This window comes from Phenylobacterium immobile (ATCC 35973) (assembly GCF_001375595.1).
Taxonomy (GTDB): domain Bacteria; phylum Pseudomonadota; class Alphaproteobacteria; order Caulobacterales; family Caulobacteraceae; genus Phenylobacterium; species Phenylobacterium immobile.
Genome location: NZ_CVJQ01000001.1, coordinates 790,493 through 804,903 on the forward strand (window position 1 = coordinate 790,493; position 14,411 = coordinate 804,903).

General features: G+C 67.6%; 12 protein-coding genes. 3 read left to right on the forward strand and 9 right to left on the reverse strand.

Annotation, left to right across the window (positions count from 1 at the left end):
• Nucleotides 1-4 precede the first annotated feature (4 nt).
• Genes BN1313_RS03975 through BN1313_RS04000 form a run of 6 tightly spaced genes read right to left on the reverse strand, consistent with a single transcriptional unit; the run spans nt 5 to nt 4,580 of the window.
• Nucleotides 5-1,336: a TldD/PmbA family protein gene (locus BN1313_RS03975; RefSeq protein ID WP_091736830.1), complete on the reverse strand. Its 1,332-nt coding sequence runs from the start codon at nt 1,334-1,336 to the stop codon at nt 5-7.
• A 57-nt stretch (nt 1,337-1,393) separates the two neighbouring features.
• On the reverse strand, nt 1,394-1,795 hold the full coding sequence (locus tag BN1313_RS03980; protein ID WP_091736833.1) for an MAPEG family protein: 402 nt from the start codon (nt 1,793-1,795) through the stop codon (nt 1,394-1,396).
• Nucleotides 1,796-1,854: 59 nt separating this feature from the next.
• Nucleotides 1,855-3,381 (reverse strand): UbiD family decarboxylase, encoded by a 1,527-nt coding sequence (locus tag BN1313_RS03985; RefSeq protein WP_091736835.1) that lies wholly within the window; start codon nt 3,379-3,381, stop codon nt 1,855-1,857.
• Nucleotides 3,382-3,407: 26 nt separating this feature from the next.
• On the reverse strand, nt 3,408-3,785 hold the full coding sequence (locus BN1313_RS03990) for an MmcQ/YjbR family DNA-binding protein (RefSeq protein WP_091736836.1): 378 nt from the start codon (nt 3,783-3,785) through the stop codon (nt 3,408-3,410).
• Entirely contained in the window at nt 3,772-4,035 is a 264-nt protein-coding gene (locus tag BN1313_RS03995; RefSeq protein ID WP_091736837.1) for a helix-turn-helix domain-containing protein, read from the reverse strand. Before BN1313_RS03995 ends, BN1313_RS03990 begins: the two co-directional genes overlap by 14 nt.
• Nucleotides 4,036-4,070: 35 nt before the next feature.
• Nucleotides 4,071-4,580 carry a Rid family hydrolase gene (locus tag BN1313_RS04000; RefSeq protein WP_176695879.1) on the reverse strand — a complete coding sequence of 170 codons (510 nt, stop codon included), beginning with the start codon at nt 4,578-4,580 and terminating at the stop codon, nt 4,071-4,073.
• Between the two features lie 315 nt (nt 4,581-4,895).
• Between BN1313_RS04000 and BN1313_RS04005 the strand changes: the two genes are divergently transcribed.
• Nucleotides 4,896-7,394 (forward strand): TonB-dependent receptor plug domain-containing protein, encoded by a 2,499-nt coding sequence (locus BN1313_RS04005; RefSeq protein WP_245620083.1) that lies wholly within the window; start codon nt 4,896-4,898, stop codon nt 7,392-7,394.
• 61 nt (nt 7,395-7,455) lie between these two features.
• Here BN1313_RS04005 and BN1313_RS04010 read toward each other — a convergent pair whose 3' ends face one another.
• Entirely contained in the window at nt 7,456-8,001 is a 546-nt protein-coding gene (locus BN1313_RS04010) for a GNAT family N-acetyltransferase (protein ID WP_091742278.1), read from the reverse strand.
• An 85-nt stretch (nt 8,002-8,086) separates the two neighbouring features.
• Here BN1313_RS04010 and BN1313_RS04015 point away from each other — a divergent pair, with 85 nt between their 5' ends.
• Together BN1313_RS04015 and BN1313_RS04020 are read left to right on the forward strand one after the other, a co-directional pair.
• On the forward strand, nt 8,087-9,709 hold the full coding sequence (locus BN1313_RS04015) for a carboxyl transferase domain-containing protein (protein WP_091736838.1): 1,623 nt from the start codon (nt 8,087-8,089) through the stop codon (nt 9,707-9,709).
• A gap of 2 nt (nt 9,710-9,711) precedes the next feature.
• On the forward strand, nt 9,712-11,586 hold the full coding sequence (locus BN1313_RS04020) for an acetyl/propionyl/methylcrotonyl-CoA carboxylase subunit alpha (RefSeq protein WP_091742283.1): 1,875 nt from the start codon (nt 9,712-9,714) through the stop codon (nt 11,584-11,586).
• Here BN1313_RS04020 and BN1313_RS04025 read toward each other — a convergent pair.
• Nucleotides 11,583-12,857 (reverse strand): acetyl-CoA C-acyltransferase, encoded by a 1,275-nt coding sequence (locus BN1313_RS04025; RefSeq protein ID WP_091742285.1) that lies wholly within the window; start codon nt 12,855-12,857, stop codon nt 11,583-11,585. The two genes, BN1313_RS04020 and BN1313_RS04025, sit on opposite strands and share 4 nt — an antisense overlap.
• A gap of 70 nt (nt 12,858-12,927) precedes the next feature.
• Nucleotides 12,928-14,379: an AMP nucleosidase gene (locus BN1313_RS04030; RefSeq protein ID WP_091742287.1), complete on the reverse strand. Its 1,452-nt coding sequence runs from the start codon at nt 14,377-14,379 to the stop codon at nt 12,928-12,930.
• Between the last annotated feature and the right edge of the window lie 32 nt (nt 14,380-14,411).

A 14,411-nucleotide genomic window follows, 5' to 3' on the forward strand; every position in this document is an offset into this window, starting at 1 on the left:
ATGCTCAGCGGCCGGCTATGGCGAGGGCGTCGACGAGCAGCGAGGGCGAGTTGGACGACCCGCGGATTTCCAGGTCCGCGCCCGGGACCAGCCGGGCGTACATGTCCTTCAGGTTGCCGGCCACGGTGATCTCGGCCACCGGATAGGCGATCACGCCGCCCTCGAACCAAAAGCCTGAACAGCCCACTGACCAGTCGCCAGTGTTGCCATTGAGCGAGGGGCCGAACATCGAGGTGACCAGCAGGCCGGCGCCGGCGTCGCCCATCAACGCCGCCAGGCTGTGATCGCCAGGTGTGAGAGTCAGGTTCGAGGTCGAGACCCCAGGCGGGCCGGCCAGACCGCGCGAGGCGTGGCCGGTGGTGCCCATGCCGAGCTGCCGCGCGGTGGCGCTGTTGAGCAGCCAGGTGGTCAGCACGCCGTCGTCGATAATAGCCGTTCGGCGATTGGCGACGCCTTCGTCGTCGAAGGGCGAGGAGCCAAGGCCCCTCAGACGATGCGGGTCGTCGATGATCGAGACGCCCTTGGCGAACAGCTGCTCGCCCAGCTTGTCTTTCAGGAACGAGGTGCCGCGGGCGATCGCCGCCCCGTTTATCGCACCGATCAGCGGGCTGAGCAGCGACGTCGCCAGACGGTTTTCAAAGATGACCGGAGCGGTTGTCGATTCGATCTTGCGGGCGCCGAGCCGGCTGACGGCGCGCCGACCCGCTTCCAGGCCGATGGATTCAGCCGCCGGCAGATCGACCTGCCAACGTGCGGAGCGGCCGTCGTAGCCGCTTTCCATGCCGTCGGCGTCGCCGGCGATCGCAGAGGCGCCCAGCGAGAAGCCCGAGGCGCGGTAGAGGCCTGAGAAGCCGTGGCTGGTCACCATGCGCCACTGCGACGACGACCAGGAGGCCGAGCCGCCATCGGAGTTGGTGACGCCATCGACCGCGCGGGCGGCGGCCTCGGCTTCGCGGGCGCGGGCCTCAAGAATTTCGGCGGAGGGTTCGGCGGGATCGAAGAGGTCGAGCTCAGGGCCGGGACCTTGAATTAGGCGCTCCGGCTCGGCGAGGCCCGCGAAGGGATCTTCCGGCGCAAGGCGCGCCATGGCGACGCAGCGTTCCACCAGCTTGGCGCGCGCGTGAGGCGACACGTCCGAACCGGAGACGCTGGCCTGGCGGCGGCCGACGAAGACCCGCAGGCCGAGGTCGCGGGATTCCTCGCGCTCGACCTCTTCCAGGTCGCCGAGACGGACCGAGACCGAAAGAGCGCCGCGCTCGGCGCCGACAGCTTCAGCCGCGTCGGCGCCGGCCCTCAGCGCGGCGGCGACGACATCTTGCAGGAGGTTTTCATCCATAGGAGGCCATATGGCCGAGGCCCATGAGCGGCACAAGCTGCGCGCGCGGCTTGCGCCTCACGGAATTGCGAAGAAGAGCAGGCTGACCGCGGCGCCGAGGTAAGACAGCCAGGTCATCAACATGCCCACGGAACGCAGAGCCGATGCGCCGCCGTTCCGCAGCAGGCCCACCGCATGGGCGACCCGACCCGCGAAGAGGCTAAATCCGGCCAGGTGGACGAGCGCAGCCGGAGCGCCCGCGATGACCAGGACCAGCATCGCCACGACACCGGCCGGGACATATTCGGCGGCGTTGCCGAAGGCGCGTATGGCCTGGGTCATCTCCGACGGTCCCTGCTCTCCCAGAGCAATCTGGAACCGGCGGCGCTGCCGGACGGCCTGCACGGACAAGACCAGCAACAGCAGGAGGTGCAGCCCCGACCAGAAGGCTGCGGCGCGCGCGGCGGTGGTGATGTCCATTTGGGCTCCCCCGCCGGACCTGACGTGCCAAAGCCTGACAGTAAGCTTGAACTGGCGTCCTAGTCGACCGGTCCCCCGGCTCCAGGCAGGCCCAGCCGCCCCCACATCTGCGTGACCGCATCGACCGTGGCCTGATCCATGCCGAGCTTTTCGCCCCATTCGCGCTTGGTCTCGGGGGGCCATTTGTTGGTGGCGTCCAGGCCGATTTTCGACCCCAGGCCGCTCTCCGGCGAGGCGAAGTCGAGGTAGTCGATGGGGGTGCCTTCGACCAGGGTGATGTCGCGGGCGGGATCCATCCGCGTGGACATGGCCCACATGACGTCTTTCCAGTCCCGGGCATTGATGTCGTCGTCCACGACGATCACCCACTTGGTGTACATGAACTGGCGAAGGTAGCTCCAGACGCCCATCATCACGCGCTTGGCGTGGCCGGGGTAGGCCTTCTTCATCGACACCACCGCGATCCGGTAGGAGCAGCCCTCCGGCGGGAGCCAGAAGTCGATGATTTCCGGGAACTGCTGACGCAGCAGGGGGATGAACACCTCGTTAAGGGCTTCACCCAGCACTGAGGGCTCATCCGGCGGCCGCCCGGTGAAGGTGGTCAGGTAGATTGGATTGCGCCGCATGGTGATGGCGCTCACCTGGAACACCGGGAACCGCTCGACGGAATTGTAGTAGCCCGTGTGGTCGCCGTAGGGCCCCTCATCGGCGTACTCGTCCAGCAGGACATGACCTTCGATGACGATTTCGGCGTTGGCGGGCACAAGAAGCGGCACCGTCTTGGCCTGTACGAGTTCGATCTTTGCGCCGCGCATCAGGCCGGCGAACTGGTATTCAGACAAGGTCTCCGGCACGGGCGTCACAGCGGCCAGGATGGTGCCCGGGTCCGCGCCGATCACGGCGCAGGCAGGCAAGGGCTCACGCTTGCCCTGCGCCTTCCAGCGACGGTGGTGCTGTGCGCCGCCGCGGTGGGCGAGCCAGCGCATGACGGTGCGGTCGCGGCCAAGGACCTGCATGCGGTAGATGCCGAGGTTGTAGTCGTCCTCCGAGGTCGCGCCCGGCCCCTTCGTCACCACCAGCGGCCAAGTGATTAGCGGCGCGGGCTCGCCGGGCCAGCACGTCTGGATCGGCAGCTTGGACAGATCAATCTGGTCGTCAGTCCAGACGATCTCTTGCACAGGGGCGGCGCCGACGATCTGCGGACGCATGGCCATCACTGTCTTCGCCAGCGGCAACATGCCCAGCGCGTCCTTGAGGCCACGCGGCGGTTGGGGCGCGCGCAGGAAGGCCAGGAGTTCGCCCACTTCGCGCAGATCTTCAGGCGTCGAGCGCTCGCGACCCTCCAGAGTGACGCCCATGGCCACGCGCTTCACCGTCCCAAACAGATTGGCCAGGCAGGGCATGGAGGAGCGCTCGCCGTCGGCGCGGATCACATGTTCGAAGAGAACGGCAGGGCCGCCGTTGGCCAGGAGACGGCGGCAGATCTCCGTCATCTCCAGCACCGAAGAGACGGGCTCGCTGACGCGGACCAGCTCGCCGGCGGCTTCCAGCCGATCCATGAACTCGCGCATCGACCGATAGGCCATGGTCCCTCCGGAAACTCGCGCGGAAGCTAGAGGGGTTCCCCTCCGCCGTCATCCCCAGGCGTGTCGCGCGCGGCGTCCCAAGCCTTCACCGCCTTCTTCGGCGCGAGTTGGCGCCAGCGACGTTCCAGAAACGCCCGCAGCGATCCTGGGTCGAGGCTCTCCATTCGCGCCAGGACGATCGGGAAGTTCCGGTAGTGGTCGGTGAGGTGGAAGGTTTGAGGCTCGGCCTCAATCAGCATCTCGCGTTCGTCTCGGCCGACGGCCTGCAGCACGAGGCTGGCGTCCTCGTCCCGGAGGCGCGTGAAGAATTTGCCGAAGGCCTTGAAGGAGGGCGTGTTCCAACTCAGCCCCGGTTCGACGCCCGGGAAGGAGAGGATGATCGCTTCCGCCTCAGCGGGCGTCATCGCCCCGTCCGGCGTCTTCGGCCGTAACCTCATCGTCGCGCTGGAAGCCGACGGGAGCGTAGCCGTGGAGAAAGGACTCCACGGCTACGGTCACGGGCCCCGAGATGTCGCGCCGGCCGGATTCCATTTCCAGCACCCGCTTCACGCCCTGGCCGTCGCCGCCGGCGAGCCTGAGCGCCCTGGCGAGTTCACTTGGCGTCCAGCCGAGCGCCTCGCGGGCTTGCTTGAGGTGTGGTCCGTTTCTGATCATGCCGATGCGCCCTGAAAGAGCCGAGTAACGCCCGCCTATTTTGCCGGGCGCGCCGCCTGTACCTCGATTTCGGCCATCATTCCAGGTGCGCCGAGGCCAGCGATCTGGGTGGTGATGCGCGCCGGCTTCTTCGGCTGCGTCGGCGTGGCGAATTTCTCGAGGTAGGCCTTCATCATGCCTTCACGGTCCATGACCCCGCCCTTGGCCGGGTCGCCGACGAGGACGATGCGCATCATGACCACGTCGCCCAAGGTGAAGCCTTCGGCGACGAGCGTCGCCTCGATCTTCTTCAGGATGGAGCGGACCTGCGTTTCGGTGTCGCCGAACTGCGGGGCGGTCCCGGCCGGCAGTTTGCCGTCGGCGCCCAGGTTGATCACGTCCGGCGTCAGGCCGCTGACGTAGAGCATGTCCGAGCCGGCCGGCACGAAGACCGCCTGCGCGATCGGCGAGGGCGCGGCGCCGATGATGCGGTTCTGCGCCGCCGCCCCGGAGGCGGTTCCGGCGGCGAGAGCGAGGGCTAGAGCGGGAACGATCGACTTGAACATTCGGTGGTCTCCAAGGCCGGGCCAGCGTCCGCCGGCGGTCTGAACAGGCTTTCACGCTTGCGGGTGGCGCCGGTGGGCGCAACCAAATTCGGCCCAGGCGCCCAAAGAACGGCGTCCGCCGCCAAGTAAACCGGCGCCTCACAACGTTTCATTGCCCCGTCGTTACAGCGCATTGCGTCGCGCGAACGGTGAGCCGAGCGTCACTTCCAACATCCGGCGCGCTGTTGAGTGGCGCACGGACAAAAAATCAAAAGGGCTGGGGCGCTTCCACGAAGGACGAAACGACATGAGTTAGAAAACAAAGGGGATACTGAGATGGGGCACACCACCAAAAAGGCGATGCTGATCGCCGGAATTTCCGCCGTCGCGCTATCGGTCGGCGCGACGCAGGTCGTTGCGCAGGAAATCGACGCCGTCATCGTGACCGGCACGCGCACCACCGGCCTTCGCGCCGTCGACAGCCCGGCGCCGATCCAGGTGCTGGACGCCGGCTCGCTGACACGCAGCGGCCAGGGCGACCTGATCCAGGCGATGGCGCAGAACGTGCCATCCTTCAACGCCCAGGCCTTCGGCGGCGACGCCGCCAACCTGACGCTCTCGGCCAAGCTGCGCGGCCTGTCGCCGAACCACGCCCTGGTCCTCATCAACGGCAAGCGCCGTCACGGCACGGCGAACCTCGCGGTTCTGGCCGGCGCCTTCCAGGGCGGCGCCTCCGCCGACCTGAACTTCGTGCCCCTAGCCTCGGTGGACCACATCGAAGTGCTGCAGGACGGCGCGGCGGCCCAGTACGGCACTGACGCCATCGCCGGCGTCATCAACATCATCCTGAAGGACAAGTCTCAGGGCGGCGCCATCACGCTGACCGGCGGCAAGTATTTCGACGGCGGCGGCAAGACCGGCAACCTGACGGCCAACGTCGGCTTCGAGCCGATGGAAAACGCCTACATGAACATGACGTTCGAATCCCGCTGGCACGGTGAAAGCTTCCGTGGCGACGTTGACCCCCGGACGATCAGCACGCCTTACAACACAGCCTCGTCGAGCCGGCTGGGCGCCTATCCGAACCTGGTCAACGCGCCGGACTATCCCTTCATGAACCGCATCTCCGGCGATGCGGAATACCGCCTGAATGTCGGGGCGATCAATGCGGGCTATAACGTCAGCGACACCACCGAACTCTACACCTTCGGCACCTTCGGCACGAAATACGCCGCGGCCTATGAAAACTATCGCGTGCCGAACCTGGTGGTCGGCAAGGACGGCACCGTACCCTTTCCGTTCGGTTTCAGCCCCAAGGAACAGATCGACGAGACGGACTACGCCGTTACTGGCGGGATCAAGACCGTGGTCGGCGGCTGGAACGTCAACGCCGCGACGACCTACGGCAAGGACGACATCTCGATCAACACGATCAACACGATCAACCGCTCACTTTACATCGACACCTCGACGGCGACGACCAAGGGCTTCTCGCCGCTGGACTTCCACGCCGGCGACTTCACCACCACCCAGTGGACCTCCAACCTCGACATCACCCATGAATATGACATGGGCTGGTCCGATCCTCTGACCCTTGCCCTTGGTGCGGAATATCGTGAAGAGTCCTACGCGATCGGCGCCGGCGACGCCGGGTCGCGTTACAAGGAGGGCTCACAGTCCTATCCCGGCTTCCAGCTGACCGACGCGGGCAACCACAAGCGTGAGAGCTACGCCTTCTACGGCGACGTGGCCCTGTCGCCGGTCGAGGCCCTGAAGCTCGACTTCGCCGCCCGGTTCGAACACTTCTCGGACTTCGGTTCGACCCAGGTGTTCAAGGGCACGGCGCGCTACGACTTCAACGACGCCTTCGCGCTTCGCGGCACGGCCTCCACCGGCTTCCGCGCCCCGACGCTCGCCGAGTCCTTCTACTCGGCCACCAACGTGTCGCCGACCTCGGCCTTCGTGCAGCTGCCGCCGAACTCGGCCGCCGCGCGGCTCGTCGGCGTCGACGGCCTGGATCCGGAAAAGTCGCGCAACTTCAGCGTCGGCTTCGTCGCCCACCCGATACCCGGCCTGACCGCCACGGTCGACGCCTACCAGATCAGCATCCGCGACCGCATTGTCGGCTCCGGCTCGCTGTTCGGCTCCGGCGGCGCCCAGAACTACCCGGCGGTCACCGCCGCGATCCTGGCCAACGGCAACGTGCTTGACCCGACCGTCACCCAGACGGGCATCAATATCTTCACCAATGGCCTGAACACCCGCACGCGCGGCGTGGAAATGGTCGTGACCTATTCGACGCCCGGCCTGATGGACATGGGCGCCGTCAACTGGTCGGTCACCGCCAACTACGGCAAGACCAAGGTGACGAAGATCGCCGCCGCGCCGGCGCAACTGGCCGGCGCCTCGCTGTTCGACCTGACGACCATCTCGAACCTCGAGACCGCGTCGCCGGAATACCGCGTGGTTCTGGGCGCGCTGTGGACCTACGGTGATCTGACGGTCAATGTGAAGGAAAGCTTCTTCGGTCCGTCGGAGCAGTACAACAGCCGCACCGGCTGCCCGATCGTCAACCCGTCGGCCGGTTGCCGCATCAACAAGATCGGCGCCGCAGCCATTACCGATCTCGAGGTCTCCTACCAGGTCATGCCGTCGGTCAAGATTACAGCCGGCGCCAACAACCTGTTCAATGTCTATCCAGACGAGATCAATGCGTTCCTGCGCGACGAGTACCTGCGGAACAACTCGAACGGCTACGTCACCAAGTATCCCGCCTTCTCGCCCTTCGGCATCAACGGGGGCTACTACTACGGCCGCGTCACCTACACCTTCTAAGGTTTAGGCTGATCGTCGAACGGGGGCGGCGTCGCGAGACGCCGCCCCTTTTTCTTGGAATCTAGAGCGCCTTGCTCATTCGCAGCAGCGGCACAGCCACCTCGCCCACAACCGAGGCGAAAGGCTCGTCCGCCCGATAGCCGCAAGCCTCGTAAAGCGGCACGCCGGCCATGGTCGCGGCCATCTGGGCGCGGCGGAAACCGGCCGTCCGCGCGGCGTCCTCGCAGGCGGCCAGGATCAGCCGGCCCAGGCCACGGCGCGTAAAGTCCGGATGTGTGTACATGGCCCGCACCCGGGCGGGTTCTGTCGCCGGATCGAGCAGGGCCGCATCGCGACCGGCGGAGTGGTCGCCGCCAAACAGGGTCGCCCGATGGCTCCAGCCGCCGCAGGCCGCCGCGACGCCGCCGATCTCTATGAGGAAGTAGGTGCGGTCGGCGATCAGCTGGGTGTCCAGGCCCATGACGGCATAGGAGGCCGCCACCGCGTCGGGCGGCAGGAAGGCCGGCAGAAGGCCGGCGATGGCGGCGTCCATCAAGGCGCGGACGGCTGGAATATCCGCCTCGGTTGCAAGGCGAACATCGGCGAGGCTGAGCTTGGGCGCGGTCATGATCCATTGGCGCGCGGCGCCTTCGCTAGGCAAGAGCGTGCGCGCTGGCTTGCCGAATGTCGCGGCGACAGCCACAAACTTGCCCATGAGGACGCTCAGCTCCGCAATCGACACGATTTCGGCGGCCTTCCAGGCAAACGAAGCCGCCAACCAGGCCCTGGTCGACTCCCTGCGTGCGCATGTGGCGAAGGCGGCGCTGGGCGGGCCTGAGGAGTCGCGGCGACGGCACGAGGGCCGGGGCAAGCTTTTGCCCCGCGAACGGGTGCACCGACTCTTGGACGCCGGGTCGCCGTTTCTGGAGATCGGCCAGCTGGCCGCCTTTGGCCTCTATGACGACGAGGCGCCGGGCGCCGGTCTTATCGCTGGCGTCGGTCGGGTCTCCGGACGCGAGGTGATGATCGTCGCCAATGATCCCACGGTGAAGGGCGGCGCCTACTTTCCCCTGACCGTGAAGAAGCACCTGCGCGCCCAGGAGATCGCCCAGCAGAACCGCCTCCCGTGCGTCTATCTCGTGGACTCCGGCGGCGCGAACCTGCCGCACCAGGCCGAAGTGTTTCCCGATCGCGACCATTTCGGCCGCATCTTTTTCAATCAGGCGCGGATGAGCGCCGAGGGGATCGCCCAGATCGCCTGCGTCATGGGCCTGTCTACGGCCGGCGGCGCCTACGTGCCGGCCATGTCGGATGAAACGGTGATCGTCCGCGGCCGTGGCGAGGAGAGCCAGGGCGCCATCTTCCTGGCGGGTCCGCCCCTGGTGAAGGCCGCCACCGGCGAGGTGATCAGCGCGACGGACCTTGGCGGCGCCGAGGTCCATGGCCGCCGCTCCGGCGTCGTCGACCATGTCGCGGCCGACGACGAGCACGCGCTGAGCATCGTGCGCACCATCGTCAGCAACCTGAACCGCACCGAGGGCCCGTTCCTCCTGCCCGTCGCCGTCGAACCGCCGAAGCACGATCCCGCCGAGTTGCTGGGCGTGACGCCGGCGGATCTTAAGACCGCCTACGACGTGCGCGAGGTTATCGCCCGCATCGTCGACGGCTCGGTGTTCGACGAGTTCAAGGCGCTTTACGGGACGACGCTGGTCTGCGGCTTCGCCCGCATCTGGGGCTATCCGGTGGCGATACTGGCCAACAACGGCGTGCTGTTCTCGGAGAGCGCGCTGAAGGGCGCGCATTTCATCGAGTTGGCCTGCAAGCGGAAGATCCCGCTGGTCTTTCTGCAAAACATCTCCGGCTTCATGGTTGGCGGTCGCTATGAGGCCGCCGGCATCGCCAAGGATGGCGCCAAGCTGGTGACGGCCGTGGCCGGCGCTGAAGTCCCGAAATTCACGGTCCTGATCGGCGGCTCCTTCGGGGCCGGCAACTACGGCATGTGCGGCCGAGCCTATTCTCCGCGGTTCCTGTGGAGCTGGCCCAACAGCCGGATCAGCGTCATGGGCGGCGAACAGGCTGCGAGCGTTCTGGCCACTGTTCGGCGCGACGGCCTGGAGGCTCGCGGCGAGACGTGGAGCGCCGAGGACGAGGCCGACTTCAAGGCGCCGATCCGTGATCGCTACGAGGCTGAAGGCAGCCCCTACTTCGCCACGGCCCGGCTCTGGGATGACGGGATTATCGAGCCGGCCCAGACCCGCGACGTGCTCGGCCTTTCGATCGCCGCCAGTCTCAATGCGCCGATCCCGGAAAGCCGCTTCGGCGTGTTCAGGATGTGATGATGCGTCCGATCCGCCGCCTCCTCGTCGCCAATCGCGGAGAGATCGCCATCCGCGTCTTCCGGACCGCTCGCCGCATGGGGCTCGAGACGGTCGCGGTTTTCTCCGAGGCCGACGCCGCCGCGCCGCATGTGATGGCCGCAGATGTCGCCGTAGGCGTAGGGCCCGCGCCCGTGCGCGAAAGCTATCTAAGGCCCGAGCGGATTCTCGCCGCGGCGAAGGCCTCAGGCGCCGATGCGATACACCCCGGCTACGGGTTCCTGTCCGAGAACGCCGATTTCGCCGAGGCGGTGGTCGCCGCAGGCCTGATCTGGGTCGGGCCGCCGCCTGCAGCGATCCGGGCGATGGGCCTCAAGGACGCCGCCAAGGCCTTGATGCAGGCCGCTGGCGTGCCGGTTACGCCGGGCTACCTGGGCGAAAGCCAGGACGCCGCAGACCTGGCGCGCGAGGCCGGGCGGATCGGCTTTCCCGTACTGATCAAGGCTGTCGCGGGCGGCGGTGGTAAGGGCATGCGGCTGGTTGAGGAGGCCGCCGCCTTTGATGCCGCGCTCGCGTCCTGTCGGCGCGAGGCCGCCTCAAGCTTCGGCGACGACCGGGTGATCCTGGAGACCTATGTGGCCCGGCCACGGCACATCGAGGTGCAGGTCTTCGCCGATTCCCATGGCGACGCCGTCCACCTGTTCGAGCGCGACTGCTCTCTCCAACGCCGTCACCAAAAGGTGATCGAGGAGGCCCCAGCGCCGGGCATGGACCCCGCCACCCGGGCAGCGGTGACCGAGGCTGCTGTACGCGCCGCCAAGGCGGTGGCCTATGAGGGGGCCGGCACGATCGAGTTCATCGCCGACGCTAGCGAGGGCCTGCGGCCCGACCGCATCTGGTTCATGGAGATGAACACCCGTCTCCAGGTCGAGCACCCGGTCACAGAGGCTGTCACGGGGCTCGATCTGGTGGAGTGGCAGCTGCGCATCGCCATGGGCGAGCCCTTGCCGTTGGCCCAGGCAGAGATTCAGCTGAGCGGCCACGCGGTTGAAGCCAGGCTCTACGCCGAAAACCCGGCCGCCGGCTTTCTGCCGTCGACGGGCCCGCTGAACCATTTGCGCTTGCCGAAGGGCGTTCGCGTTGATTCAGGCGTCGCGGAAGGCGGCGACGTCTCGCCCTTCTACGATCCGATGATCGCCAAGCTGATCGGCCACGCCGAGACGCGCGAGGCCGCGATCGCCGCCATGGCGGAGGCCTGCGAAGGCGTCGAGGTCTGGCCGGTGCGCACCAATGCCGCTTTCCTGGCCAATTGCCTGAAGGCGCCTGACTTCATCGCTGGTGACATCGACACCGGCTTCATCGCCCGGCGCCTGGACGCCTTGGCGGCGCCGCGCGCGCCATCAGCCGTGGCCTTGTCCGCGGCGGCGGAGGCCGCCGTTGCGCTCGCTCAGGACGGCGACGGCCCGTGGGGCGGCGGGCTCGCCGGGTTCCGAGTGAACGGCGCGGCTGATCCGGCGGTGCGGCTGTTCCTCGACGGCAAGGCGATGCTGGGGTCGCCAAACGGCATGAGCGAGCGGTCGGTCCTTGCCGACGCCGATGGCCATATCGTCGTCTTCGAAGGGGGTGAGGCGATCGCCTTCACCCAGGCGGCGCCTGGCGGCCTCGACGAGTCCAGCGGCGACGGCGCAATCCGTTCGCCCATGCCTGGCAAGGTGACCGCGGTCGCGGTCGAGGCTGGCGACGTCGTAGAGAAGGGCCAACTCCTGATGGTGCTGGAGGCCATGAAGATGGAGCATTCGCTTACGGCGCCCATCTCTGGCGTGGTCGAGGCGGTGCTGGTCAGCGAGGGCGGCCAGACGACGGAGGGCGCCGTGTTGGCGCGTATTGTTCCGACCTAGCCGTTTCTCAAGAGGGCCACTGCGCCCTGGCCGCCGTCCGCGCAGACGCTGACGAGGCCCCAGGCGCCGGGGGCCATCGCCGCCAGTTCCTTGACCGCCTGCGACAGGATCCGCGCGCCCGTGGCGCCGAAGGGATGGCCGAGCGCCAGCGAGCCGCCGTTGGGATTGATCCGCTCGACCGGGACGAGACCCAATCCGCGGGCGACGCCGGCCTTGCGCGCCAGGAAGTCGGCGTCGTCCAACGCCTTTACATGGGTCGCGACCTGGGCGGCGAAGGCCTCGTGGATCTCCCAAAGCGCGACGTCGGCGTAGGTCAGGCCATTGCGCGCCAGCATCTGCGGGATGGCGTAGGCGGGCGCCATCAGCAGGTGCTCGGTATGAAGGTCGATGGCGTTGAGCACATAGTCGACCAGCCGCACGCGCGGCAGGGCGCCGGGCAATCGGGCGAGGCCCGCGCCCGAGGCCACCCAGACACCGGCCGCGCCATCGGTCAGCGGGCTTGAGTTGCCGGCCGTCAGGGTGCCCTGTCCGCTCTTGCGATCGAAGGCGGGCGACAGCTTGGCGAGGCGCTCGGCGCTGGTGTCGGCGCGCACGGTTCCATCGTGATCAATCCCGTCCATCGGCGTCACCAGGTCGGCGAAGAAGCCGGAGGTCCAGGCCGCGGCGGCGCGCTGGTGGCTGGCGAGCGCCAGCGCGTCCTGTTCGGCGCGGCCGATCTTCCAGGCCTTGGCCATCTCCTCGGTGTGCTCGCCCATCGACTTGCCGGTGACGCGGTTCTGCACCTTCGGCACATGCAGGCGCAGGTGGCTGGGCTTGATCTGGTTCAGGGCTGCGAAGCGCTGGCCCATGGACTGGGCCTCCATCACCCGGCGCAGATCGTCGGAGAACTCTGGCGACAGGCCGATTTGCACCCGGCTCATGGCCTCGGCGCCGCCGACCAGGGCCAGGTCGCGGCCGCGGCCGTCCAGCATGCCGGCCGCGGCGAAGGCGCCGGAGATCGAGGTGGCGCAGGCCATGACGTTGGAGAAGGCGGGGATCGTCGCGTCGGCGCCGGCGCTCAGCAGCGCCTCCCGGGCGAGGTTGCTCCAGGTCAGGTTCGGCACGACCGCGCCCCAGACCGTCAGGTCCGGACGGACGCCTGAGGTCATGGCCCGGATCACCGGGACAGAGAGGCCCAGCGCATCATGGGCGGCCAGCGCCCCGCCGGCGCGCGCGAAGGGCGTGCGCAGGCCCTGGGCCAGCCAGACGTCGGGAAGAGTGTCATTCGCCATCATTCGTCTCCGCTTCTCAGAACAGATCGTGCGTGTGGCGCCGGCTGTGAAGGCGCCGCGGGCGCACGCCCTACCGGAACGGCGGCTCGTCGAAGCTACGCAACTTCCGCGAGTGGAGCCTCGCGCCTTCCTGGCGCAACAGCGAAATGGTCGCGATGGCGATCTGCAAGTGCTGCCCGATGGCGCGCTCGTAGAAGGCGTTAGCCTGACCGGGCAGCTTGATCTCCCCGTGCAAGGGTTTGTCCGAGACACAAAGAAGGGTCCCATAGGGCACGCGGAAGCGATAGCCTTGGGCGGCGATGGTCGCGCTCTCCATGTCGATGGCCACGGCGCGCGACTGGTTGAAACGCAGGGCGCTCAGGGAATATCGCAACTCCCAGTTGCGATCATCGGTCGTGACGACCGTGCCGGTTCGCAGGCGGCGCTTCAACATCTCGCCGGTTTCGCCCGTCACCTGCTCGGCCGCCGAGTTCAGGGCGACCTGGACTTCACCGATCGGCGGGATCGGGATTTCCGGCGGGAGGACAGCGTCCAGCACATGGTCGTCGCGCAGGTAGGCGTGGGCCAGCACATAGTCGCCGATGGTTTGCGAGCCGCGCAGGCCGCCGCAGTGGCCGATCATCAGCCAGGCCTGGGGCCGTAGGACCGCGAGGTGATCGCAAATCGTCTTGGCGTTGGACGGCCCAACCCCGATGTTCACGAGCGTGATGCCACGCCGGCCCTCGGCCATGAGGTGATAGGCCGGCATCTGGTGGCGCCGCCACGCCGCCTCCGCGACGACCCGTTCCGGATCGGGCGTATCGGCGGTGACGATCACCCGGCCCGCGGCCGAGAGCGCGGTGTAGGGCCCGCCTTCCTTCAGCTGGTCGCAGGCCCAGCGGACGAACTCGTCCACATAGCGATGGTAGTTGGTGAACAGGATGTACTGCTGGGTGTGTTCGGCCGGGGCGCCGGTGTAGTGCGCCAGCCGCGCCAGAGAGAAATCGGTGCGCAGGCCGTCGAACAGGGCCAGGGGCCGCGCGCCGTCGGCCGGCGGCGTCCAGACTCCGTCAACCACCTCGTCGCCGATGAAGGCCAGTTCCGTCGTCGGAAAATGGCGGGCGATCTCGGACGAGGACACATCGACCAGACTCATGTCGACCGCGCCATCGAGCACGTAGGGGAAGGGGATTTCCTGGCGCGATACGCCCACCTCGACGGTGACGCCGAAGTCCTGCGACAGTAGGGTCAGCTGCTCGACGAGGTAGTCCTCGAACAGTTCCGGATGCGTGATGGTCACCGCATAGTCACCCGGTGCGCCGACGCGGGCGTAGGCGCGACTGATCCGAGGGAAGGGCTGACCGACCGCCCAATGCAGGCGCAACTCAGGATAGGCGAAGGCGCCCGTCCGGCGGGTGTCCGCGGAAGGCGGCGGGCCGCCGTCGAGGAAAAGCTTCAGCGCCTCGCGCAGGCGGCCGACGCTGGCGGCGTATTCTGTCTTCAGCTGCTCGACGATGGCGGAAGCGTCAAAAGAAGTGCTCATGGAGGGTTTATAGACGGGCGGCGTGACACGGG

Bases quoted from the DNA above. Each gene is read 5' to 3' on its own strand.
- BN1313_RS03975 (WP_091736830.1), bottom strand. From the start codon at position 1,336: ATGGATGAAAACCTCCTGCAAGATGTCGTCGCCGCCGCGCTGAGGGCC.
- BN1313_RS03980 (WP_091736833.1), bottom strand. From the start codon at position 1,795: ATGGACATCACCACCGCCGCGCGCGCCGCAGCCTTCTGGTCGGGGCTG.
- BN1313_RS03985 (WP_091736835.1), bottom strand. From the start codon at position 3,381: ATGGCCTATCGGTCGATGCGCGAGTTCATGGATCGGCTGGAAGCCGCC.
- BN1313_RS03990 (WP_091736836.1), bottom strand. From the start codon at position 3,785: ATGACGCCCGCTGAGGCGGAAGCGATCATCCTCTCCTTCCCGGGCGTC.
- BN1313_RS03995 (WP_091736837.1), bottom strand. From the start codon at position 4,035: ATGATCAGAAACGGACCACACCTCAAGCAAGCCCGCGAGGCGCTCGGC.
- BN1313_RS04000 (WP_176695879.1), bottom strand. From the start codon at position 4,580: ATGTTCAAGTCGATCGTTCCCGCTCTAGCCCTCGCTCTCGCCGCCGGA.
- BN1313_RS04005 (WP_245620083.1), top strand. From the start codon at position 4,896: ATGGGGCACACCACCAAAAAGGCGATGCTGATCGCCGGAATTTCCGCC.
- BN1313_RS04010 (WP_091742278.1), bottom strand. From the start codon at position 8,001: ATGACCGCGCCCAAGCTCAGCCTCGCCGATGTTCGCCTTGCAACCGAG.
- BN1313_RS04015 (WP_091736838.1), top strand. From the start codon at position 8,087: ATGAGGACGCTCAGCTCCGCAATCGACACGATTTCGGCGGCCTTCCAG.
- BN1313_RS04020 (WP_091742283.1), top strand. From the start codon at position 9,712: ATGCGTCCGATCCGCCGCCTCCTCGTCGCCAATCGCGGAGAGATCGCC.
- BN1313_RS04025 (WP_091742285.1), bottom strand. From the start codon at position 12,857: ATGGCGAATGACACTCTTCCCGACGTCTGGCTGGCCCAGGGCCTGCGC.
- BN1313_RS04030 (WP_091742287.1), bottom strand. From the start codon at position 14,379: ATGAGCACTTCTTTTGACGCTTCCGCCATCGTCGAGCAGCTGAAGACA.